Raw genomic sequence first — 18,322 nt, forward strand, 5'->3', positions numbered from 1 at the left:
GCGCTGAGGCGGCCGCCGCCCGTCGGTCTGGCGTGCCTCTCCGGCATCGGACACGATCACCCCTGCGAAAGACGTATCAGACGTCTGCTCCGGGCGGAGGGGCGGCCGACGGACGAGCGCGGAGGTGCGCGGTGGGCGGAACCGGGCAGGCGACCTGGGTCTACGACTTCAGCCAGGGCAGCAAGGACCAGAAGGACCTGCTCGGCGGCAAGGGCGCCAACCTCGCCGAGATGACCAACCTGGGGCTGCCCGTGCCCCCCGGGTTCACCATCACCACCGACGCCTGCCGCCACTACCTGCAGCACGGGAGCACCCCGCCGGAGCTCGCCGACCAGGTGACCGAGCACCTGACGGCGCTGGAGAAGGCGATGGGCAAGACCCTCGGCGACCCGGCCGACCCGCTGCTGGTCTCGGTCCGCTCGGGAGCGGCGGCGTCGATGCCGGGGATGATGGAGACCGTCCTCAACGTGGGCCTCAACGACGAGTCGGTCCGCGGGCTGGCCGCGCAGTCGGGCAGCGAGCGCTTCGCCTGGGACTCCTACCGCCGGCTGATCCAGATGTTCGGCAAGACGGTGCTGGGCATCGACGGCGAGCACTTCGACGAGGCCCTCGACGAGGTCAAGCGCGCGCAGGGCACCGACCTCGACCTGGACCTCGACGCCGGGCACCTGCAGGACGTCGTCCGCCGGTACGACGCGATCGTCCGCGAGTACGCCGGCCGGGACTTCCCGCAGGACCCGCGCGAGCAGCTGGACCTGGCCATCACCGCCGTCTTCGACTCCTGGAACGCCGAGCGGGCGATCCTCTACCGCCGCCGCGAGCGCATCCCCGGGGACGCCGGCACCGCGGTCAACGTCGTCGCCATGGTCTTCGGCAACCTGGGCATGGACTCCGGCACCGGCGTCGCCTTCACCCGCGACCCCGGCAGCGGGGAGCAGGGCGTCTACGGCGACTACCTGCAGAACGCCCAGGGCGAGGACGTCGTGGCCGGCATCCGCAACACCGTGCCGCTGACCGAGCTGGAGCGGATCGACGAGGGCGCCTACCGGGAGCTGCTCGACGTCATGGCCACGCTCGAGGCCCACTACCGCGACCTGTGCGACATCGAGTTCACCGTCGAGCGCAACAAGCTGTGGATGCTGCAGACCCGCGTCGGCAAGCGGACCGCGGCCGCGGCGTTCCGCATCGCGACCCAGCTGGTCGACGAGGGCCTCATCGACATGGACGAGGCGGTCCGCCGGGTCACGGGCGACCAGCTCGCGCAGCTGATGTTCCCGCGGTTCGTCTCCGGCGGGGACGCGCAGCAGCTCACCCAGGGCATGAACGCCTCGCCCGGCGCCGCGGTCGGCAGGGCCGTCTTCTCCTCCGAGACCGCCGTCGAGTGGGCCGGCCGCGGTGAGGCGGTGGTGCTGGTCCGGCGGGAGACCAACCCCGACGACCTGTCCGGGATGATCGCCGCCCAGGGCGTGCTCACCAGCCGCGGCGGCAAGACCTCGCACGCCGCCGTCGTCGCCCGGGGGATGGGCAAGACCTGCGTCTGCGGCGCCGAGGAGCTGCAGGTCGACACCAAGGCCAGGCGGTTCACCGCGCCCGACGGCACCGTGGTCGACGAGGGCGACGTCATCTCGATCGACGGGTCGACCGGCCGGGTGTGGCTCGGTGAGGTGCCGGTCGAGCCGTCGTCCGCCGTCCGGTACTTCGAGGGCGAGATCGACCCGGCGTCGGCCGAGGCCGACGACCTGGTGCGGGCCGTGCACCGGGTGCTCGCGCACGCCGACTCGCGCCGGCGGATGGACGTGCGGACCAACGCCGACACCCCGGAGGACTCCGCGCGAGCGCGGCGCTTCGGAGCGCACGGCATCGGCCTGTGCCGGACCGAGCACATGTTCCTCGGCGACCGGCGGCAGCTGGTGGAGAAGCTGATCCTCGCCGAGGGGGACGACGACCGGCAGGCGGCGCTCGACGCGCTGGAGCCGCTGCAGAAGGGGGACTTCGTCGAGATCCTCGAGGCGATGGACGGCCTGCCGGTGACCATCCGGCTGCTCGACCCGCCGCTGCACGAGTTCCTCCCCGACCTCACCGACCTCTCCGTGCGGGTGGCGGTGGCCGAGGCCGAGGGGCACCACGACGAGGGCCAGCTGCGGCTGCTGGCCGCGGTGCGGCGGATGCACGAGGAGAACCCGATGCTGGGCCTGCGCGGCGTGCGCCTGGGGCTGGTCGTGCCGGGGCTGTTCGCCATGCAGGTGCGGGCGATCGTCGTGGCCGCCTGCGAACGCGTGAAGGCCGGCGGCGACCCGCGCCCGGAGATCATGATCCCGCTGGTCGGCGCGGTGCAGGAGCTGGAGGCGATCCGCGAGGAGACCGAGCGGGTGGTCGCCGAGGTCTGCGCGGAGCACGGGATCGACCTCCGCCCGCTGATCGGCACGATGATCGAGGTGCCGCGCGCGGCGCTGACCGCGGAGGAGATCGCGCGGTCCGCGGAGTTCTTCTCCTTCGGCACCAACGACCTCACCCAGATGACCTGGGGCTTCTCCCGGGACGACGTCGAGGCGGCGTTCTTCCACGCGTACCTGGACAAGGGGATCTTCGGCGTCTCGCCGTTCGAGTCGATCGACCGGCCGGGCGTGGGCCGGCTGGTGGAGATCGCCGTCGAGCGGGGCCGCGCCGGCCGCCCGGACCTCAAGCTCGGGGTCTGCGGCGAGCACGGCGGCGACCCGGACTCGGTGCACTTCTTCCACCAGGTCGGGCTGGACTACGTGTCCTGCTCGCCATTCCGGGTGCCGGTGGCCCGGCTGGAGGCCGGCCGCGCCGCGCTGGGGGCCGAGCACGTCGGCTCCTGAGAGAGGACCCCGGTGCCCCCCACGCCTCGCGCGGTCAGGCGGTGGGCCCCTGCACCGGGGCCGGCCGGCGCGGTGGTCGGGCACACCGTCCCCATCCGCCTCATCCGGACAGCCCCGCGTGGTACCCATGACGCGTGGGGGTGCGCGCAGGGAGCCTGATCGGCCGGGTGGTCGGTGCCCTCGTGCTCGCGTTCTTCCTGCTCGTCGTCTCCACCGCGACGGCGATCTGGTACACCGCGCGGCAGGACGCCCGGCCGGCGTCGGACGCGATCGTGGTGCTCGGCTCGGCCCAGTACAACGGCGTCCCGTCGTCGATCTTCGAGGCCCGGCTGGAGCACGCCCTGCAGCTGTACGAGGACGGCGTGGCGCCGGTGATCGTGACCGTCGGCGGCAAGGCAGCCGGTGACCAGTTCACCGAGGCCGAGGCCGGAGCGGACTACCTGGCCGGCGAAGGCGTCCCGCGCGACGCGCTGCTCCCGGTGCAGGAGGGCGTGGACACGCTGGAGAGCATGCGGGCGGTCGGCACGGCGTTCGACGAGCACGGCTGGAGCTCGGCGGTCCTGGTGACCGACCCGTGGCACGCCATGCGCGCCGAGCGGATGGCCGAGGACGCCGGCATGGAGGCGGAGAGCTCGCCGACCCGGCAGGGGCCGGCCGTGCAGACCCGCACCACGCAGTTCCGCTACATCCTCCGGGAGACGGCGGCGTACCTGCTCTACCGCGCGACCGGCGAGAGCGTCGCCGGCGCGCCCGGGATCGGCTGAGCGGGGGAGGAGCCGTGCTCGAACTGGGCAAGGCCGGCTCGGCCGGCACCGAGAAGGGCGTCCTGCCCGTGCTGCGCGACGGTGTCGTCGTCGCCACGCTGCGGGCCTCGAACTGGAAGGAGGCGGCCACGGCCGTCGTCGGCGACCGCGAGTGGGTGCTCGCGAAGCGCAAGAGGGAGCTCACCGGCCGGTGGGCGGCCGACCCGGAGGACGCCGTCCGGCTCCGGGCCCGGCAGACGTCGTTCTGGAAGGGCATCTGGGAGGGCGACCTGGAGGGGATGCCGATCGTCTCCGAGGTCGTGTCCCGCTGGAAGGGCGGGCACCGCTACCTCTCCGGCGGCCACGTGGTCGCCGAGACCGGCACCACCGGCGGCTGGTCGCCGCGGCCGACGCTGACCGCCGACGCGTCGCTGTCCCTCGACCACCAGGTCTTCCTGCTGTGGCTGGCGCTGGTGATGACCCGCCGCGATCAGGCGGCGGCGACGGCCGCGATCGCCGGTGGCGCGGCGGCGGCAGGAGGCAGCTGATGGCCGGCCGGGGACGCATCCGGGCCGCGGACATCGCGCTGATCCGGGAGCGGAGCAAGATCGACGAGATCGTCGGCGAGCACCTGCAGCTCAAGCGCGCGGGTGGCGGCAGCCTCAAGGGGCTGTGCCCGTTCCACGACGAGAAGTCGCCGTCCTTCCACGTCACGCCCTCGCGCGGGCTCTATCACTGTTTTGGTTGCGGCGTGGGTGGCGACGTCATCCGCTTCGTGCAGGAGATCGACCACCTGTCCTTCGGCGAGGCGGTCGAGCTGCTCGCCGGGCGGGCCAACGTCGAGCTGCACTACGAGGACGACGGCGGCCGGCCCACGGGGGCGCCGCCCCGCGAGCAGGCCGGGCAGCGCGCCCGGCTGGTCGCGGCCAACACCGCGGCGGCCGCGTTCTACGTCGAGCAGCTGGGCACGCCCGAGGCCGCGCCGGCCCGGCAGTTCCTCGCCGACCGCGGCTTCGACCGGCAGGTGGCGGTCGACTACGGCTGCGGCTACGCCCCCGGCGGCTGGGACACCCTCACCCGGCACCTGCGCGGCAAGGGCTACACCCAGCAGGAGCTGGTCACCGCCGGGCTGGCCAAGGAGTCCTCCCGCGGATCGCTGATCGACCGGTTCCACCGCCGGCTGGTCTGGCCGATCCGCGACATCACCGGCGACGTCATCGGCTTCGGCGCCCGCAAGCTGATGGACGACGACCCGGGCCCGAAGTACCTCAACACCCCGGAGACCCCGCTCTACAAGAAGAGCACCGTCCTCTACGGCATCGACCGGGCCAAGCGGGACATCGCCCGCCGGCACCAGGCGGTCGTCGTCGAGGGCTACACCGACGTCATGGCCTGCCACCTGGCCGGCGTGACGACGGCGGTGGCCTCCTGCGGCACGGCGTTCGGGCCGGAGCACATCAGCGTGCTGCGCCGGCTGCTCATGGACCAGGACGAGTTCCGCGGCGAGGTCGTCTACACCTTCGACGGCGACGCGGCCGGGCAGAACGCGGCGATGAAGACCTTCGCCGAGGACCAGCGCTTCGTCGGGCAGACCTACGTCGCGGTGGAGCCCGACGGCCGGGACCCGTGCGAGCTGCGGCAGGCACACGGCGACGCCGCCGTCCGCGACCTCGTGGCGCGCCGGACGCCGCTGATCGCCTTCGTGCTGAAGACGACGCTGGCCGGCTACGACCTCGACACCGTCGAGGGGCGGGTCGCCGCGCTGGAGAAGACCGTGCCGCTGGTCGCGCAGATCAAGGACCACGCGTTGCGGCCGGCCTACGCCCGCCAGCTGGCCGGGATGATCGGCAACACCGACGAGGCCGAGGTGCTCGAGCGGGTGCGCCGGCTGACCGGGGACGGCGCGACGCCGCAGCGGCCGCGAGGTCCCCGGACGCCGCAGCGCTCGCCGGACGACATCGCGGTCGCCGTCGAGCGCGAGGCGGTGAAGGCCGCCCTGCAGACCCCCGAGCTCGCCGGGCCGTCGTTCGACGCCATCCCGGTGGAGGCCTACACCGACCCCGACCACGCCGCGGTGGCCGCCGCGGTCGCGGCCGCCGGGGGAGCGGCGGCGACCCGGGTTACCGGGCCGGCGTGGCTGGACGAGATCGCCGCGCACTGCACGAGCGAGACCGCCCGAGCGCAGCTGACCGCGCTCGCCGTCGAGCCGATGCGGTCGGTGGGGGAGGCCGACGCCGGCTACGTGAACGCGGTGCTGGCCCGGCTGGAGGAGATGCACACCGTCCGCCAGGTGGCCGCGCTCAAGGGTCGGCTGCAGCGGATGAACCCGGTCGAGGCCGGCGACGAGTACATGCGGGCGTTCGGGCAGCTGATGGCGCTCGAGCAGCAGGCGATCTCGCTGCGCCAGCGGGCGATGGGCGGGCTGGCCCAGTGAGCGTGCTCGATCGGGTGCGGCGGCGGTTCACCCGGCCGCCGGAGCTCGTCCGCGCGGTGGCGCTGGCCTCGGCCGACCCCGACGAGCGGGTGCTGGCCTGGGGCGGGCTGGTCCGCGACGAGGGCTGGCTGGTGGCGACCTCCCGCGGCCTGCGCCGCGTCCCGGCGGACCTGTCCCTCACCGAGGCCGGTGACGTCGCCGTCCTGCCGTGGCACGAGGTGGCCTCGGCCCGGTGGACGGCGACCGGCGACGGCGGCGGCCGGTTCGAGGTGACCGCGCTGACCGAGGTGGAGCCCGGGGTGCAGGCGCGGCTGCCGGTGGAGCGGCACGCGCTGCGCGAGGCGGGCGACCTGCCGGCCGTCGTCCGGCGGCGGGTGGACCAGACGGTGGTCGCCAGCCGGCGCGCGCCGCTGCCCACCGGCGGGGGAGTCGTGCTGGTCGCGCGGCGGGTGCCGGGTCAGGCGGCGCGCGAGTGGACGGTCGTGTTCGACGCTGACGCCGACCGCAGCGACCCGGTCGCCCGGGAGGTCGCGCGGGAGAAGCTGGCCGAGGCGGTCGCCGCCGACCAGGTGGACTGACCGGTCGTCAGACCCGGGGCGGGGGCACCGGACCGGGCGCGGTCGTCCCGGTCGGGCGCTCGGTCGAGGTGTCGCGGCCCATCCGGGCCTTCACCGAGTTGACCACCGCGTCGGCGCGGGCCTGGGCCATCCCGGCCACGCCCTGCAGCTGGGGGTTGTCCTTGGCGTTCTCCCACGCCTTGCGGATCTGCTCGTAGCGCTCCCGCCCGGCCTTGGCGCCGAGCACGTACCCGGCACCGAAGCCGGCGAGGAAGGACAGCTTCGCCACGGGGGACCTCCTGCTGCTCAGGGAAGCGGATGATCACCGTAACCGGGTTCCCGTGTGACGCGCGACGCGAGAGCCCCTCCGCGGGGCCCCGGAGGACGTCGGGTACTGTGGTCCCTGCGCGCGGGTCCGACCCGCCGATCCCCCGTAGCTCAATTGGCAGAGCATGCGACTGTTAATCGCAGGGTTATTGGTTCGAGTCCAATCGGGGGAGCAAAGCCGCAGGTCAGCGGCCTATCGGGTCGATAGTTGATCTACCAAGGACCAACGGACGACCAACGAACTCCCTCCCGCGCAGCGCGGCGTGACCCTTGCTGGGGCGTCCCGGGAGCACGGCACGACAACGGCCGAGGATGGCCGCGCAGTAGCGGCGAGTGGATCTGGACGGCCCGGAGTCGGGCCCGGTGCTACAGCGAGCGCTGCAGGGCGTCGGCTGCTTCGGGGCTGGCGAGCCGGCGGCCCATGTAGACGTCCTGGGTGAGGCTGGGCCGGGTGTGGCCGAGGTGGTCGGCGATCTGCCGGGCGGACAGGCCGGCCTCATCCAGCCGGGTGGCGACGGTCTTGCGGAAGACATGTGAGGTGACCCAGTCGAAGCCGGCCCGGTCGGGGACCTGGCGCAGGTCGCCGCTGGTGTCGTTCGGATCGCGTCAGCCGGCCCTGCGGGCTGCGGAAGATCACTGGCGGATCGCGCCGCGGCCTGGGTGACCTGCAGTCCCGCCAGTGTTCCTGTAGTGGCCTGTCCAGGCGCTCGGCTGGTGCCACTCGATCAAGGGTCCGGCGCAGTTGCCGGAATGCGGAACTGTCGGCGCCGATGGGCATGCCGGCGTCGAAGCTGAGCGGAACCCCGGTCGAGGAGCCGGCCCCAGGCCCTGGACGCCGACGCCGTCCTGACGACGGCCTCACGGAGGCCGTGCGCACGACGTCACCGGGCCGAAACACCCTGCGACGGGAGTTAACGGCCGCGGGCTGATCCGTAACGCGCAGACAACCCGTGGCCGCGCGCCGCCCCGAAAACTGTCGAGCGACAGAAAGTCCCCCCGGGGGACCCCCTGACCGCTCCGGGAGCCCACGTGACGACCACGACCCACCTCGCTCCACCGGGGGCGCCCCCCGCCCAGGCCTCCGGCACCGCGACCACCGCGGGGGCCCGGGCGCACGCTCGCGCTCAGCACGGCCAGGTCGCCGACTTCATGCGCCACGTCCCGCCTGCGACCGCGCCCGCCGCACCCGCCGGGGTCGCCCGCGAGGCGCTGACCTGGTCGGAGACGGTCGCGCCCGGCGGGTACGCCACCGCCGTCCTCGCCCGCGGCACCCGGCTGCGGCTCACCGACCGGGACGGCGACGCCTGCGCGCACCTGCTGCTCTACCGCGCGGACGCGCCGCACGAGCGGCTGAACGTCGCCGACACCGTCAAGGTGCCGTGGCAGGCCTACCTGGGCGCCGGGCACCCGCTGCTCAGCGGCTTCGGCCGGGTGCTGGCCACGGTCGTCGCCGACACCTCCGGCCGGCACGACGCCCTCACCGGCACGACCACCCGCGCGGGCAACCAGGCCCGCTACGGGGCGTCGGCGCCCGAGTCGACCGCACCCGCCGGCCGGGAGCTCTTCACCCTGGGCGCGCTCAAGCACGGGCTCGGCGTCCGGGACCTGCCGCCGTCGATCTCCTTCTTCCAGGGCGTGCGGGTCACCCCCGCCGGGACCTTCGAGTGGCTGGGGTCGGCCGGCCCCGGTGCCGCGGTGGACCTGCTGCTGCACGCGGACACGGTCGTGCTGCTGGCCAACACCGCGCACCCGCTGGACCCCCGCCCGGAGTTCACCTGCTCGGCCCTGGAGGTGCGTGCGTGGCCGGCCGCGGCCGACCTCGACCGGCTCGCCGCCGGGGAGCTGACCGGCCCGCTGGGCCCGGAACACCGGCAGGCCATCGCCAACACCGACGCCGACCTGAAGGCCAGGGGAGTGCTGTGACCGTCCAGACCCTGATGCCGGCGCCCGCCGCGGCGGACGGCGCCCTCGTCCCCGGGAGCCTCGTGCTCGACGAGCACGTCCCCGCCCGGGCCGCGTGGTCGGCGGTGGTCGCCGCCGGCGACGTGCTGACCATCGTCGACCTCGCCGGCAACCAGGCCGTCGACTGCCTGCTCTACTCCGCCGCCGACACCGCCGTCCGGTACTCGGCCGCCGAGACGATCCGCCGGCAGGGCCGCATCACCCTCACCACCGGCTCGGTGCTGCGCGCCGACACCGGGCAGCCGCTGATGACAGTCGTGGCCGACGAGGTCGGCGTGCACGACACCCTCGGCGGGGCCTGCTCCAAGGAGTCCAACACGCTGCGCTACGGCCAGCACACCCGCGCCCAGCACGGCTGCATGGAGAACTTCCTCCTCGAGGGCTCGCGGCACGGCCTGTCCGCCCGCGACCTCGCCTCGAACATCAACTGGTTCATGAACGTCCCGGTCGACCCGGACGGGGCGCTCGGCATCGTCGACGGCCTGTCCGCCCCCGGGAAGCGGGTCGCGGTGCGCGCCGAGGTCGACACCCTGGTGCTGGTCTCCAACTGCCCCCAGGTCAACAACCCGTGCAACGCCTTCGACCCCACGCCGGTGCGGATGGTCGTGACGCGGCCGGGGGGCCTGGCATGAGCTTCGACACCCTGCTGGTCGCCAACCGCGGCGAGATCGCCGTCCGGATCATCCGCTCCGCCCGGGCGCTGGGCCTGCGGACCGTCGCGGTCTTCTCCGACGCCGACCGCGGCGCACCGCACGTGCACCTGGCCGACACCGCCGTCCGCATCGGCCCGGCCGCGCCGCAGCAGAGCTACCTGCGCGCCGAGGCCGTCCTCGACGCGGCCGCCCGCACCGGGGCCGGGGCGGTGCACCCCGGCTACGGCTTCCTCTCCGAGGACGCCGGGTTCGCCGCCGCCGTGGAGGCGGCCGGGCTGGCCTTCGTCGGCCCGACCCCCGAGCAGCTGCGGGTCTTCGGCACCAAGCACACCGCCCGGGCCGCGGCCTCGGCCGCCGGCGTGCCGATCTTCCCCGGCACCCCGCTGCTGGCCGACGCCGGCGCGGCGCTGGCCGCGGCCGAGGAGATCGGGTACCCGCTGATGCTCAAGGCCACCGGCGGTGGCGGCGGCATCGGGATGCAGGTCTGCCGGGACGCCGGGGAGCTGCGCGCCGCCTACGAGCGGGTCACCCGCCAGGCCGAGCGCAGCTTCGGCGCCGCCGGCGTCTTCGCCGAGCGGTACGTGGAGCACGCCCGGCACGTCGAGGTGCAGGTCTTCGGCGACGGCACCGGCCGCGTCGTCTCCCTCGGCGACCGCGACTGCTCCCTGCAGCGCCGCAACCAGAAGGTGGTCGAGGAGGCGCCCGCGCCCGCGCTGCCCGAGGAGCTGCGGGAGCGGCTGCAGGAGTCCTCCCGCGCCCTGGCCGCCTCGGTCGGCTACCGCTCCGCCGGGACCGTCGAGTTCGTCTACGACCCGCGCCGGGAGGAGGCCTCCTTCCTCGAGGTCAACGCCCGGCTGCAGGTGGAGCACCCGGTGACCGAGGCGGTGACCGGCGTCGACCTGGTCGCCTGGATGCTGCGGTTGGCGCAGGGCGAGACCGGCGTGCTCGACGCCCACCTGGAACCCGGCCGGACCACCGGCGCGATGCCGGTCCGGGGGCACGCGGTCGAGGCGCGGGTGTACGCGGAGGACCCGGCCCGGGACTTCCAGCCGAGCGCCGGCGTCCTCACCTCCGTCGAGCTGCCCGAGGGCGACGGCGTGCGCGTCGACACCTGGGTGGAGAGCGGCACCGAGGTGTCGACCTCCTACGACCCGCTGCTGGCCAAGGTGATCGCGTCCGGCGCGGACCGGGACGAGGCCCTCGACCGGCTCGCCGCCGCCCTCGCCGGGACGTCGCTGCACGGCATCGAGGTCAACCTGGGCCTGCTGGCCGCGCTGCCGGACCGGTTCGACGTCCGGACGGCCGCGCACAGCACGTCGACCCTGGCCGGGATGGGTGACCCGACGCCGCGGATCACCGTGGAGCGGCCCGGGCTGATGACCACCGTGCAGGACGCGCCCGGCCGGGTCGGGCTGTGGCAGGTCGGCGTCCCCCCGAGCGGCCCGATGGACGACCTGTCGTTCCGGCTGGGCAACACCGCCCTCGGCAACCCCGAGGGCGTGCCCGGCCTGGAGTGCACCGCCACCGGCCCGGCGCTGCGCTTCACCCACCCGACGACCGTCTGCGTCACCGGCGCCGAGGTGCCGGTGACCGTGGACGGCGTCCCGGTGCCGATGTGGGAGCCGGTGCGGGTGCCGGCCGGCGGCCTGCTCGACGTGGGCGCCGCCGAGGGCACCGGGTTGCGCAGCTACGTCCTGTTCGCCGGCGGGCTGGACGTGCCGACGTACCTGGGCAGCGCGGCCACCTTCACCCTCGGCCAGTTCGGCGGGCACGGCGGTCGCGAGCTGCGTCCCGGGGACGTGCTGCGCACCGTGCCCGGCACCGGGGCGGCCGAGGGCGGCCCGGTCCCCGTCGAGCGGCGTCCGGCCATCCCGGCCGACTGGGAGCTCGCGGTCACCGAGGGGCCGCACGCGGCGCCGGAGTTCTTCACCCGCGAGGACGTCGCCACCCTCTACGCCAGCGCCTACACCGTGCACTTCAACTCCGCCCGCACCGGGGTGCGGCTGGAGGGACCGCAGCCGACCTGGGCCCGGCCGGACGGCGGCGAGGCCGGCCTGCACCCCTCCAACATCCACGACAACGCCTACTCCGTCGGCGCCCTGGACTTCACCGGCGACACCCCGATCCTGCTCGGCCCCGACGGGCCCAGCCTCGGCGGCTTCGTCTGCCCGGTGACCGTGGTCGCCGCCGACCGGTGGAAGCTCGGGCAGCTGCGACCCGGCGACACGGTGCGCTTCGTGCCGGTCCGCGCCGCCGACGCGCCGTCCCGCGCCGACCTCTCCCCGGCCCGGGGGGCCGCCTCCCCGGTGGTCCGCAGCAACGGTGCGGACGGCGACGACGGGGTGCTGGCCCGCCGTCCCGCGCCGGCCGGTGCGCCCGCGGTCACCTACCGGCGCAGCGGCGACGACAACGTGCTGGTGGAGTACGGCGAGATCGTGCTCGACCTGGCGCTGCGCGCCCGCGTGCACGCGCTGCACACCCGCCTGGCGGAGCTGCAGGCCTCCGGCGAGGTCACCGGGATCCTCGACCTGACCCCCGGCATCCGCTCGCTGCAGGTGCACGTCGACCCCGACGTGCTGCCGACGTCGCGGCTGATGGGGCTGCTGGCCGAGGTGGAGGCGGACCTCCCCGCGACCTCGGAGCTAGTGGTGCCCAGCCGCTCGGTCCGGCTGCCGCTGTCCTGGGACGACCCGGCCACCCGCGAGGCGATCTCCCGGTACATGTCCGGGGTCCGGGACGACGCCCCGTGGTGCCCGTCGAACATCGAGTTCATCCGCCGGGTCAACGGGCTGGCCTCCGCCGACGACGTGATGGCGACGGTCTTCTCCGCCGAGTACCTGACCCTCGGCCTGGGCGACGTGTACCTCGGCGCCCCGGTGGCCACCCCGCTGGACCCTCGGCACCGGCTGGTCACCACCAAGTACAACCCGGCGCGCACCTGGACGGCGGAGAACTCGGTCGGCATCGGCGGCGCCTACCTGTGCATCTACGGGATGGAAGGCCCCGGCGGCTACCAGTTCGTGGGCCGCACCACGCAGGTGTGGAGCCGTTACCGGCACACCGCGCCGTTCGAGCCGGGCAGCCCGTGGCTGCTGCGCTTCTTCGACCGCATCTCCTGGTACCCGGTCACCTCGGAGGAGTTGCTCGACATGCGCGCCGACCTCGCCGCCGGCCGCGGCTCCGTCGACATCACCGAGGGCACCTTCTCCCTCGCCGAGCACGAGCGGTTCCTCGCCGAGCACGCCGACTCGATCGCCGCCTTCCGCGCCCGGCAGACCGCCGCCTTCGACGCCGAGCGTGCGGCCTGGACCGCGGCCGGGGAGTTCGACCGCGCCAAGCGGGCCGAGTCCACGGCCGCCGCCGCGCCGCCCGGTGACCTCGTCCTGCCCGAGGGCGCCGAGCGGGTCGACGCCCCGATGGTCTCCAACGTCTGGCGGGTCGACGTCGCCGTGGGCGACACCGTCACCGCCGGCCAGCCGCTGCTGGCGCTGGAGGCCATGAAGATGGAGACGGTCGTGACCGCGCCCGCCGACGGGGTGGTGACCCACGTGCTGGTCGGTGCCGGCACCCAGGTGGCCGCCGGCACGCCGCTGGTCGTGATCGCCGACGAGGCGCCCGAGGCCGCGGCGGCGGAGGTGGCGGCGTGAGCGCCGTCGAGCGGGTCCGTGCGGCCTTCCGCGCGATCGCGGACGTCGACCGGCCCGAGGTCTGGGTCCACCTGCGGCCGGAGCCCGAGGTGCTCGCCGAGGCCGCCGCGGTGGACGCCCGGGTCGCCGCGGGGGAGCGGCTGCCCCTGGCCGGGCTGGTCGCGGCGGTGAAGAACAACGTCGACGTGGCCGGGCTGCCCACGACCGCCGGATGCCCGGCCTTCGCGACCGAGCCGGCCGCCGCGGACGCCCCGGTGGTCGAGCGGCTGCGCCGGGCGGGCGCGGTCGTGGTCGGGACGACGAACCTCGACCAGTTCGCCACCGGCCTGGTCGGCACCCGCAGCCCGCACGGCGCCGTCCGGGACGCTCGGCGGCCCGACCGCATCTCCGGCGGCTCGAGCTCGGGTTCGGCCGTGGCGGTCGCCCTCGGGCTGGCCGACCTGGGCGTGGGCACCGACACCGCCGGTTCCGGCCGGGTGCCCGCCGCGCTGCAGGGGATCGTGGGCATCAAGCCGACCGTGGGCGTCGTCCCCACCGACGGCGTCGTCCCCGCCTGCCGCTCCTACGACTGCGTGACCGTGTTCGCCCGCGACCTGGACACCGCCGACGCGGCCATGGCGGTGATGGCCGGCGGGGCGCGGCCCTGGCCGTCCGCCGCGCCGCTGGCCGCCCGGCCGGCGGCCCGGGTCGCCGTCCCGCGGCAGCTGCCGGCGCTGTCCCCGGCCCGGCAGGAGGCCTTCCGCGCGGCGGCCGGCCGGCTGGTCGCGCAGGGGGCGACCGTCGTGTCCGTCGACCTGTCGCCGTTCCTCGAGGCGGCGCGGCTGCTCTACGACGGGGGGCTGGTCGCCGAGCGCCACGCCGCGGTCGGCGGGTTCGTCGACGCGCACCGCGACGCGGTGGACCCGACCGTGGGCGCGATCATCGGCGCGGCCGGGACGGTGCCCGCGACCCGGCTGCTCGCCGACCGCGAGCGGCTCGCCGAGCTGACCGCACTCGCGACGGCCGAGCTCGCCGGGACCGACGCCCTGCTGCTGCCGACGACCACGGAGCACCCGACCCTCGCGGAGGTGGCCGCCGACCCCATGGGCGTCAACTCTCGGCTGGGCACCTACACCAACTTCTGCAACCTCATGGACCTGTGCGCGGTCGCCGTGCCCTCGGGCACCGTCCGTGAGGTCGACGGCGAGGACGTGCAGTTCGGCGTCTCGATCGTCGCCCGGGCCGGCGCCGACGCCGTCGCCCTGGACCTGGCCCGGCTGGTGCAGTTGCCTTCGGAGCCGGTGGCCCGCCCCGGCGCGGCCGCGGTCGCCGCCCGCGCGGACGTGCCGTGGCCGGTCCCGTCCGGCGCGGCCGCCACCCGGCTGTTCGTGGTCGGCGCGCACCTGCGCGGCCAGCCCCTGGACGGCGAGCTCGACGACCGCGGAGCCCGCTGGCTGGGCCCGGCCACGACGGCGCCGGCCTACCGGCTGGCCCGGCTGGAGACCGTCCCGGCCAAGCCCGGCCTGGCCCGGGTCGGCCGCGGGTCCGGGGTGGCGATCGGCGGCCAGCTGTGGCTGGTGCCCACCGCGGCGCTGGGGGACTTCCTCGCCGCGCTGCCCGCGCCGATGTCCCTCGGCCGGGTGGAGCTGGCCGACGGGTCGGAGGTGGTCGGGTTCGGCTGCAGCCTCGAGGCCTGGCAGGGCGCCGTCGACATCTCCGAGCACGGCGACTGGCCCACTGCCCAGCGGCAGCTGCTGGTGGACGCGTGACCGGCACCCTCACCGGTGTCGCCCGCGCCGCGGTGGTCCACCGGATGTGGCGGCGGGAGGGCATCTGGACGCCCGGTGCGGCCCCGGACACCACGACCGAGGCCCACTGGCTGCAGCTGGGCACCTGGTACTGCGACCTGCGGCAGCCCGCCGACCTGCCGCCGGTCGACGCCGGGTCGCCGACCGACCACGTGCGCGCGCTGGCCCGCCAGGAGGCCTTCGCCGGACGGCTCCTGCAGGACGGCGAGGTCTGGACCTGGACGCGGGACGTCGACCTGCACCCGCCCGCAGACCTCCCCGACGCCGGCCGGCTGGCCCTCGACGGCGACGTGGTCGTAGAGACCGGGGTCGGCCGGGACTACGTCGAGCGCTGGGCCGCCGTGGAAACCGGTCCGGAGCCGACGCCGCGGCAGGAGCTGGTGCTGCGCGGCGAGGACGGCCGCGCCGGCCTGCTGCTGCGGCTGGGGGACCGCTTCGGCTACGTCCGCGACCGGGCGGTTCCGCTGCCGCCGGGGGCCGCGCTGCGGGACCTCGTCGCGGGCAGCGACCTGGCCGCCGTCCGGGAGCTGCTGGACCTGGAGGTGTCCCTCGGCGTCGTCGTCGGCGGCGCCTGGCGCATCACCCGGTCGACCCTTCCCCTCCGCGTCGGCTGCCTGCTGCAACCGCAGGCGGACGGCGACCCCGCCCTGCTCCCCACCGATCTGACCACCGCCGACCTGACCGCCGACGGACGCCCGGTGCGCCGCCGCTGGCGGGTCACCACCTGAGAGGAACCCACCCGTGTCCGAGGCCTTCACCGAGGTCCCCGTCCTGGACATCTCCGCGCTGCGCGACGAGGGCGGCCCCGGCTACGCCGACGCCGTCCGCGAGCTGGGGGACGCCGCTCGCCGCGTGGGTTTCGCCCAGCTGGTCGGCCACGGCATCGACCGGTCGCTGTTCGACGCGCTGCTCACGCAGACGGAGCGGTTCTTCGCGCTGCCGCTGGAGGACAAGATGCGCGTCCACATCGGCACCTCGACCAACCACCGCGGCTACGTGCCGATCGGCGAGGAGGTGTTCGCCGGCGGGACCCCCGACCACAAGGAGGCCTTCGACCTCTCCTTCGAGCTGCCCGCCGACGATCCGCGCTACCTCGCCGGCAACCCGCTGCTCGGCCCGAACCAGTGGCCCGACCTGCCGGGCTTCCGGGAGGCCGTGAGCGCCTGGTACGACGCGGTCTTCGCGCTGTCGCGGACGGTGCTGCGCGCCTTCGCCGTCGCCCTGGGGGAGGCCCCGGACCGGTTCGACCGGCACGTGACGACGCCGCCGTCCCAGCTGCGGCTGATCCACTACCCGTACGACCCCTCGGCCGCCGACCGGCCCGGCATCGGCGCGCACACCGACTACGAGTGCTTCACCCTGCTGCGGCCCACGGCGCCCGGGTTGCAGGTCATGAACCCCGCCGGCACCTGGCTCGACGTCCCGCTGCTCGAGGACGCCTTCGTCCTCAACATCGGCGACCTGCTGGAGACCTGGACCAACGGCGCGTTCGTCGCGACCACCCACCGGGTGCGCAAGGTCTCCCAGGAGCGCTACTCGTTCCCGCTGTTCTTCAACGTCGACTACGACACCCCGGTCGCACCGCTGGAGGGCTTCGTCCGCGAGGGGCAGCCCCCGATGCAGCCGCTGGTCGCCGGTGAGCACCTGTTCGCCCAGACCGCGCAGAGCTTCCGCTACCTGCGCGAGCGGCTCGCCGCCGGCGAGATCGCGCTGCCCGAGGGCGCGCGGCCGCTGTCCTCCTTCGGCCAGGAAGCCCGCCAGCTCGTCTGACCGCTCGGCCCCCGCACCACCCCCTGGCAACGGCGCCCGGGACCCCGCACCGCCGTCCCCCTCCCGCCTCCTTCCTGGAGTCCCGCCATGATCGTTGCCGGTGTCGGTCTGTGTCTGCTCGTCCTCACAGCCAGCGGACTCGTCTCCGCCCGCAGGGTGCGCGGCGACACGACCAACTACCTCGTCGCCGGCCGCAGCCTGTCCGCCGGGCTGGTCGGCGCCGTCCTCATCTCCCAGGCCGTCGACTCGAACGCGACCCTGGGCAACGCCGACCTCGCCGCGTCGTTCGGCTTCTGGGCCGGTGCCGCCCTGCCCATCGGGCTGGCGCTCTGTCTCCTGCTGATGGGGCTCTTCTTCGCCCGCCGGATGCACGCGGCGAACGTGGTCACGCTGCCGGAGTTCTTCCGGAGGCGGTTCGGCCGCGGCGTGGAGCTCTCCTCCTCGGTGCTGACCGTCGGCAGCTTCGCGATCCTGCTGGCCGGCAACCTGGTCGCCCTCGGCTTCCTCCTCGAGCGGTTCCTGGGCGTCAGCTACACCGTCGGCATCCTGATCACCATCCCGCTGGCCCTCCTCTACACGATCACCGGCGGCATGTTCGCCAGCGTCTACACCGGGGTGGCCCAGGTCGCCATCAACGTCGTCGGCGTCATCGCGCTGGTCGTCTGGATGGCCACCACCCACGGGTTGGCCGCCCCCGAGGGGCTCGGCGCCGGGCACCTGGAGCAGCTCACCTCCAGCGACGCCGGCGCGGTGGTCAACTGGGCGACGATCATCGCGCTCGGGCTGGGCAACCTCGTCGCGATCGACCTCATGCAGCGGGTCTTCTCCTCGCGCAGCCCGGGTGCCGCCCAGCGGGCCTGCTTCTCCGCCGCCACCGGCATCCTGCTGTTCTGCCTGCCGCTGTCGTTCGTCGCCGTCGCCGCGGTCGGCGTGGTCGGGGACGCCGCGGCCGACGGGCCGATCCTCTACACGCTGCTGGGTGAGCACGCGCCGGTCTGGCTCGCGGTGGTCGTCATCTCCGGCCTGCTGGCGGCCACCGTGACCACGGTCAGCGGGGTCCTGCTCAGCACCGCGTCGGTACTCGTCCGCAACGTCCTGCGGGTGGACGCCGGCGTGCCGGTCATGACGCCGCGCATCCTGCGGGCCACCCGGCTGGCGACCCTGCCGATGGCCGCGCTCGCCGCGGTGATCGCGCTGCGGGTACCGCAGACGGGCATCCTGCTGACCCTCGCGTTCGACCTGCTGCTGGCCAGCCTGGTGGTGCCGTTCGTCCTCGGGCTGTACTGGTCGCGCGGCGGGGCGGCCGCGGCAGCGGCGGCGATCGTCGTCGGCATCGGCGTCCGGCTGGTGTTCTTCGTGCTGACGCCGACGATCTACGGGGTCGAGAACACGCTGCTGCACGTCCCGAACGACGTGGTCACCTCCGCGGTGGACGGCTGGTCCACGGTGTGGGCGGCAGCGGCGTCGCTGATCGCCTACGTCGCCGTCGCGGTGGTCACCCGGCGACCGGCGGTCGCCGCGGGGGGGGGGGGGGGGGGGGGGGGGGGGGGGGGGGGGGGGGGGGGGGGCGGGGGGGGGGGGGGGGGGCGGGGGGGGGCGCGG

14 protein-coding genes and 1 tRNA gene are annotated in these 18,322 nt (G+C 75.0%); 13 read left to right on the forward strand and 2 right to left on the reverse strand.

Features of this window, described 5'->3' with window-relative positions; genetic code table 11:
• The first annotated feature begins 131 nt into the window (after nt 1-131).
• The 5 genes from ppdK (at nt 132) to ACI79D_RS14445 (ending at nt 6,595) form a co-directional block, all read left to right on the forward strand.
• A complete protein-coding gene (gene ppdK / locus ACI79D_RS14425; protein WP_456919109.1) occupies nt 132-2,840 on the forward strand; it encodes a pyruvate, phosphate dikinase in 2,709 nt (902 codons plus the stop codon).
• 134 nt (nt 2,841-2,974) lie between these two features.
• A complete protein-coding gene (locus ACI79D_RS14430; protein WP_456919110.1) occupies nt 2,975-3,604 on the forward strand; it encodes a YdcF family protein in 630 nt (209 codons plus the stop codon).
• Nucleotides 3,605-3,618: 14 nt separating this feature from the next.
• Nucleotides 3,619-4,131 (forward strand): hypothetical protein, encoded by a 513-nt coding sequence (locus tag ACI79D_RS14435; RefSeq protein WP_456919111.1) that lies wholly within the window; start codon nt 3,619-3,621, stop codon nt 4,129-4,131.
• Nucleotides 4,131-6,017, forward strand: a complete 1,887-nt coding sequence (gene dnaG, locus ACI79D_RS14440; protein WP_456919112.1) for a DNA primase — start codon at nt 4,131-4,133, stop codon at nt 6,015-6,017. Before ACI79D_RS14435 ends, dnaG begins: the two co-directional genes overlap by 1 nt.
• Nucleotides 6,014-6,595 (forward strand): hypothetical protein, encoded by a 582-nt coding sequence (locus ACI79D_RS14445; protein ID WP_456919113.1) that lies wholly within the window; start codon nt 6,014-6,016, stop codon nt 6,593-6,595. Before dnaG ends, ACI79D_RS14445 begins: the two co-directional genes overlap by 4 nt.
• A 7-nt stretch (nt 6,596-6,602) precedes the next feature.
• On the opposite strand, the gene ACI79D_RS14450 is transcribed toward ACI79D_RS14445, so the two are convergent.
• The gene (locus ACI79D_RS14450) at nt 6,603-6,863 is read right to left on the reverse strand and encodes a hypothetical protein (protein WP_456919114.1); all 261 of its coding nucleotides are present in this window, start codon (nt 6,861-6,863) and stop codon (nt 6,603-6,605) included.
• Nucleotides 6,864-7,001: 138 nt separating this feature from the next.
• On the opposite strand from ACI79D_RS14450, the gene ACI79D_RS14455 reads away from it, so the two are divergent.
• Nucleotides 7,002-7,074: transfer RNA gene (locus tag ACI79D_RS14455), tRNA-Asn, on the forward strand.
• A 193-nt stretch (nt 7,075-7,267) separates the two neighbouring features.
• On the opposite strand, the gene ACI79D_RS14460 is transcribed toward ACI79D_RS14455, so the two are convergent.
• Entirely contained in the window at nt 7,268-7,480 is a 213-nt protein-coding gene (locus ACI79D_RS14460) for a tyrosine-type recombinase/integrase (protein WP_456919123.1), read from the reverse strand.
• A gap of 450 nt (nt 7,481-7,930) precedes the next feature.
• Between ACI79D_RS14460 and ACI79D_RS14465 the strand changes: the two genes are divergently transcribed.
• The 7 genes from ACI79D_RS14465 to ACI79D_RS14495 all read left to right on the forward strand — a co-directional run.
• Nucleotides 7,931-8,824 carry an urea amidolyase associated protein UAAP1 gene (locus tag ACI79D_RS14465; RefSeq protein ID WP_456919115.1) on the forward strand — a complete coding sequence of 298 codons (894 nt, stop codon included), beginning with the start codon at nt 7,931-7,933 and terminating at the stop codon, nt 8,822-8,824.
• On the forward strand, nt 8,821-9,495 hold the full coding sequence (locus tag ACI79D_RS14470; protein WP_456919116.1) for an urea amidolyase associated protein UAAP2: 675 nt from the start codon (nt 8,821-8,823) through the stop codon (nt 9,493-9,495). Before ACI79D_RS14465 ends, ACI79D_RS14470 begins: the two co-directional genes overlap by 4 nt.
• Complete coding sequence (gene uca / locus ACI79D_RS14475; RefSeq protein ID WP_456919117.1) at nt 9,492-13,163, forward strand: urea carboxylase; 3,672 nt, start codon at nt 9,492-9,494, stop codon at nt 13,161-13,163. Before ACI79D_RS14470 ends, uca begins: the two co-directional genes overlap by 4 nt.
• On the forward strand, nt 13,160-14,911 hold the full coding sequence (gene atzF, locus ACI79D_RS14480; RefSeq protein ID WP_456919118.1) for an allophanate hydrolase: 1,752 nt from the start codon (nt 13,160-13,162) through the stop codon (nt 14,909-14,911). The genes uca and atzF overlap by 4 nt, the downstream gene beginning before the upstream one ends.
• Nucleotides 14,908-15,678 carry a hypothetical protein gene (locus tag ACI79D_RS14485; RefSeq protein WP_456919119.1) on the forward strand — a complete coding sequence of 257 codons (771 nt, stop codon included), beginning with the start codon at nt 14,908-14,910 and terminating at the stop codon, nt 15,676-15,678. Before atzF ends, ACI79D_RS14485 begins: the two co-directional genes overlap by 4 nt.
• A gap of 13 nt (nt 15,679-15,691) precedes the next feature.
• Nucleotides 15,692-16,720, forward strand: a complete 1,029-nt coding sequence (locus ACI79D_RS14490) for an isopenicillin N synthase family dioxygenase (protein WP_456919120.1) — start codon at nt 15,692-15,694, stop codon at nt 16,718-16,720.
• Nucleotides 16,721-16,807: 87 nt separating this feature from the next.
• A partial coding sequence (locus tag ACI79D_RS14495) for a sodium:solute symporter family transporter (RefSeq protein ID WP_456919121.1) occupies nt 16,808-18,322 on the forward strand: 1,515 nt, incomplete at its 3' end.

This window comes from Geodermatophilus sp. SYSU D00708 (genome assembly GCF_054050115.1).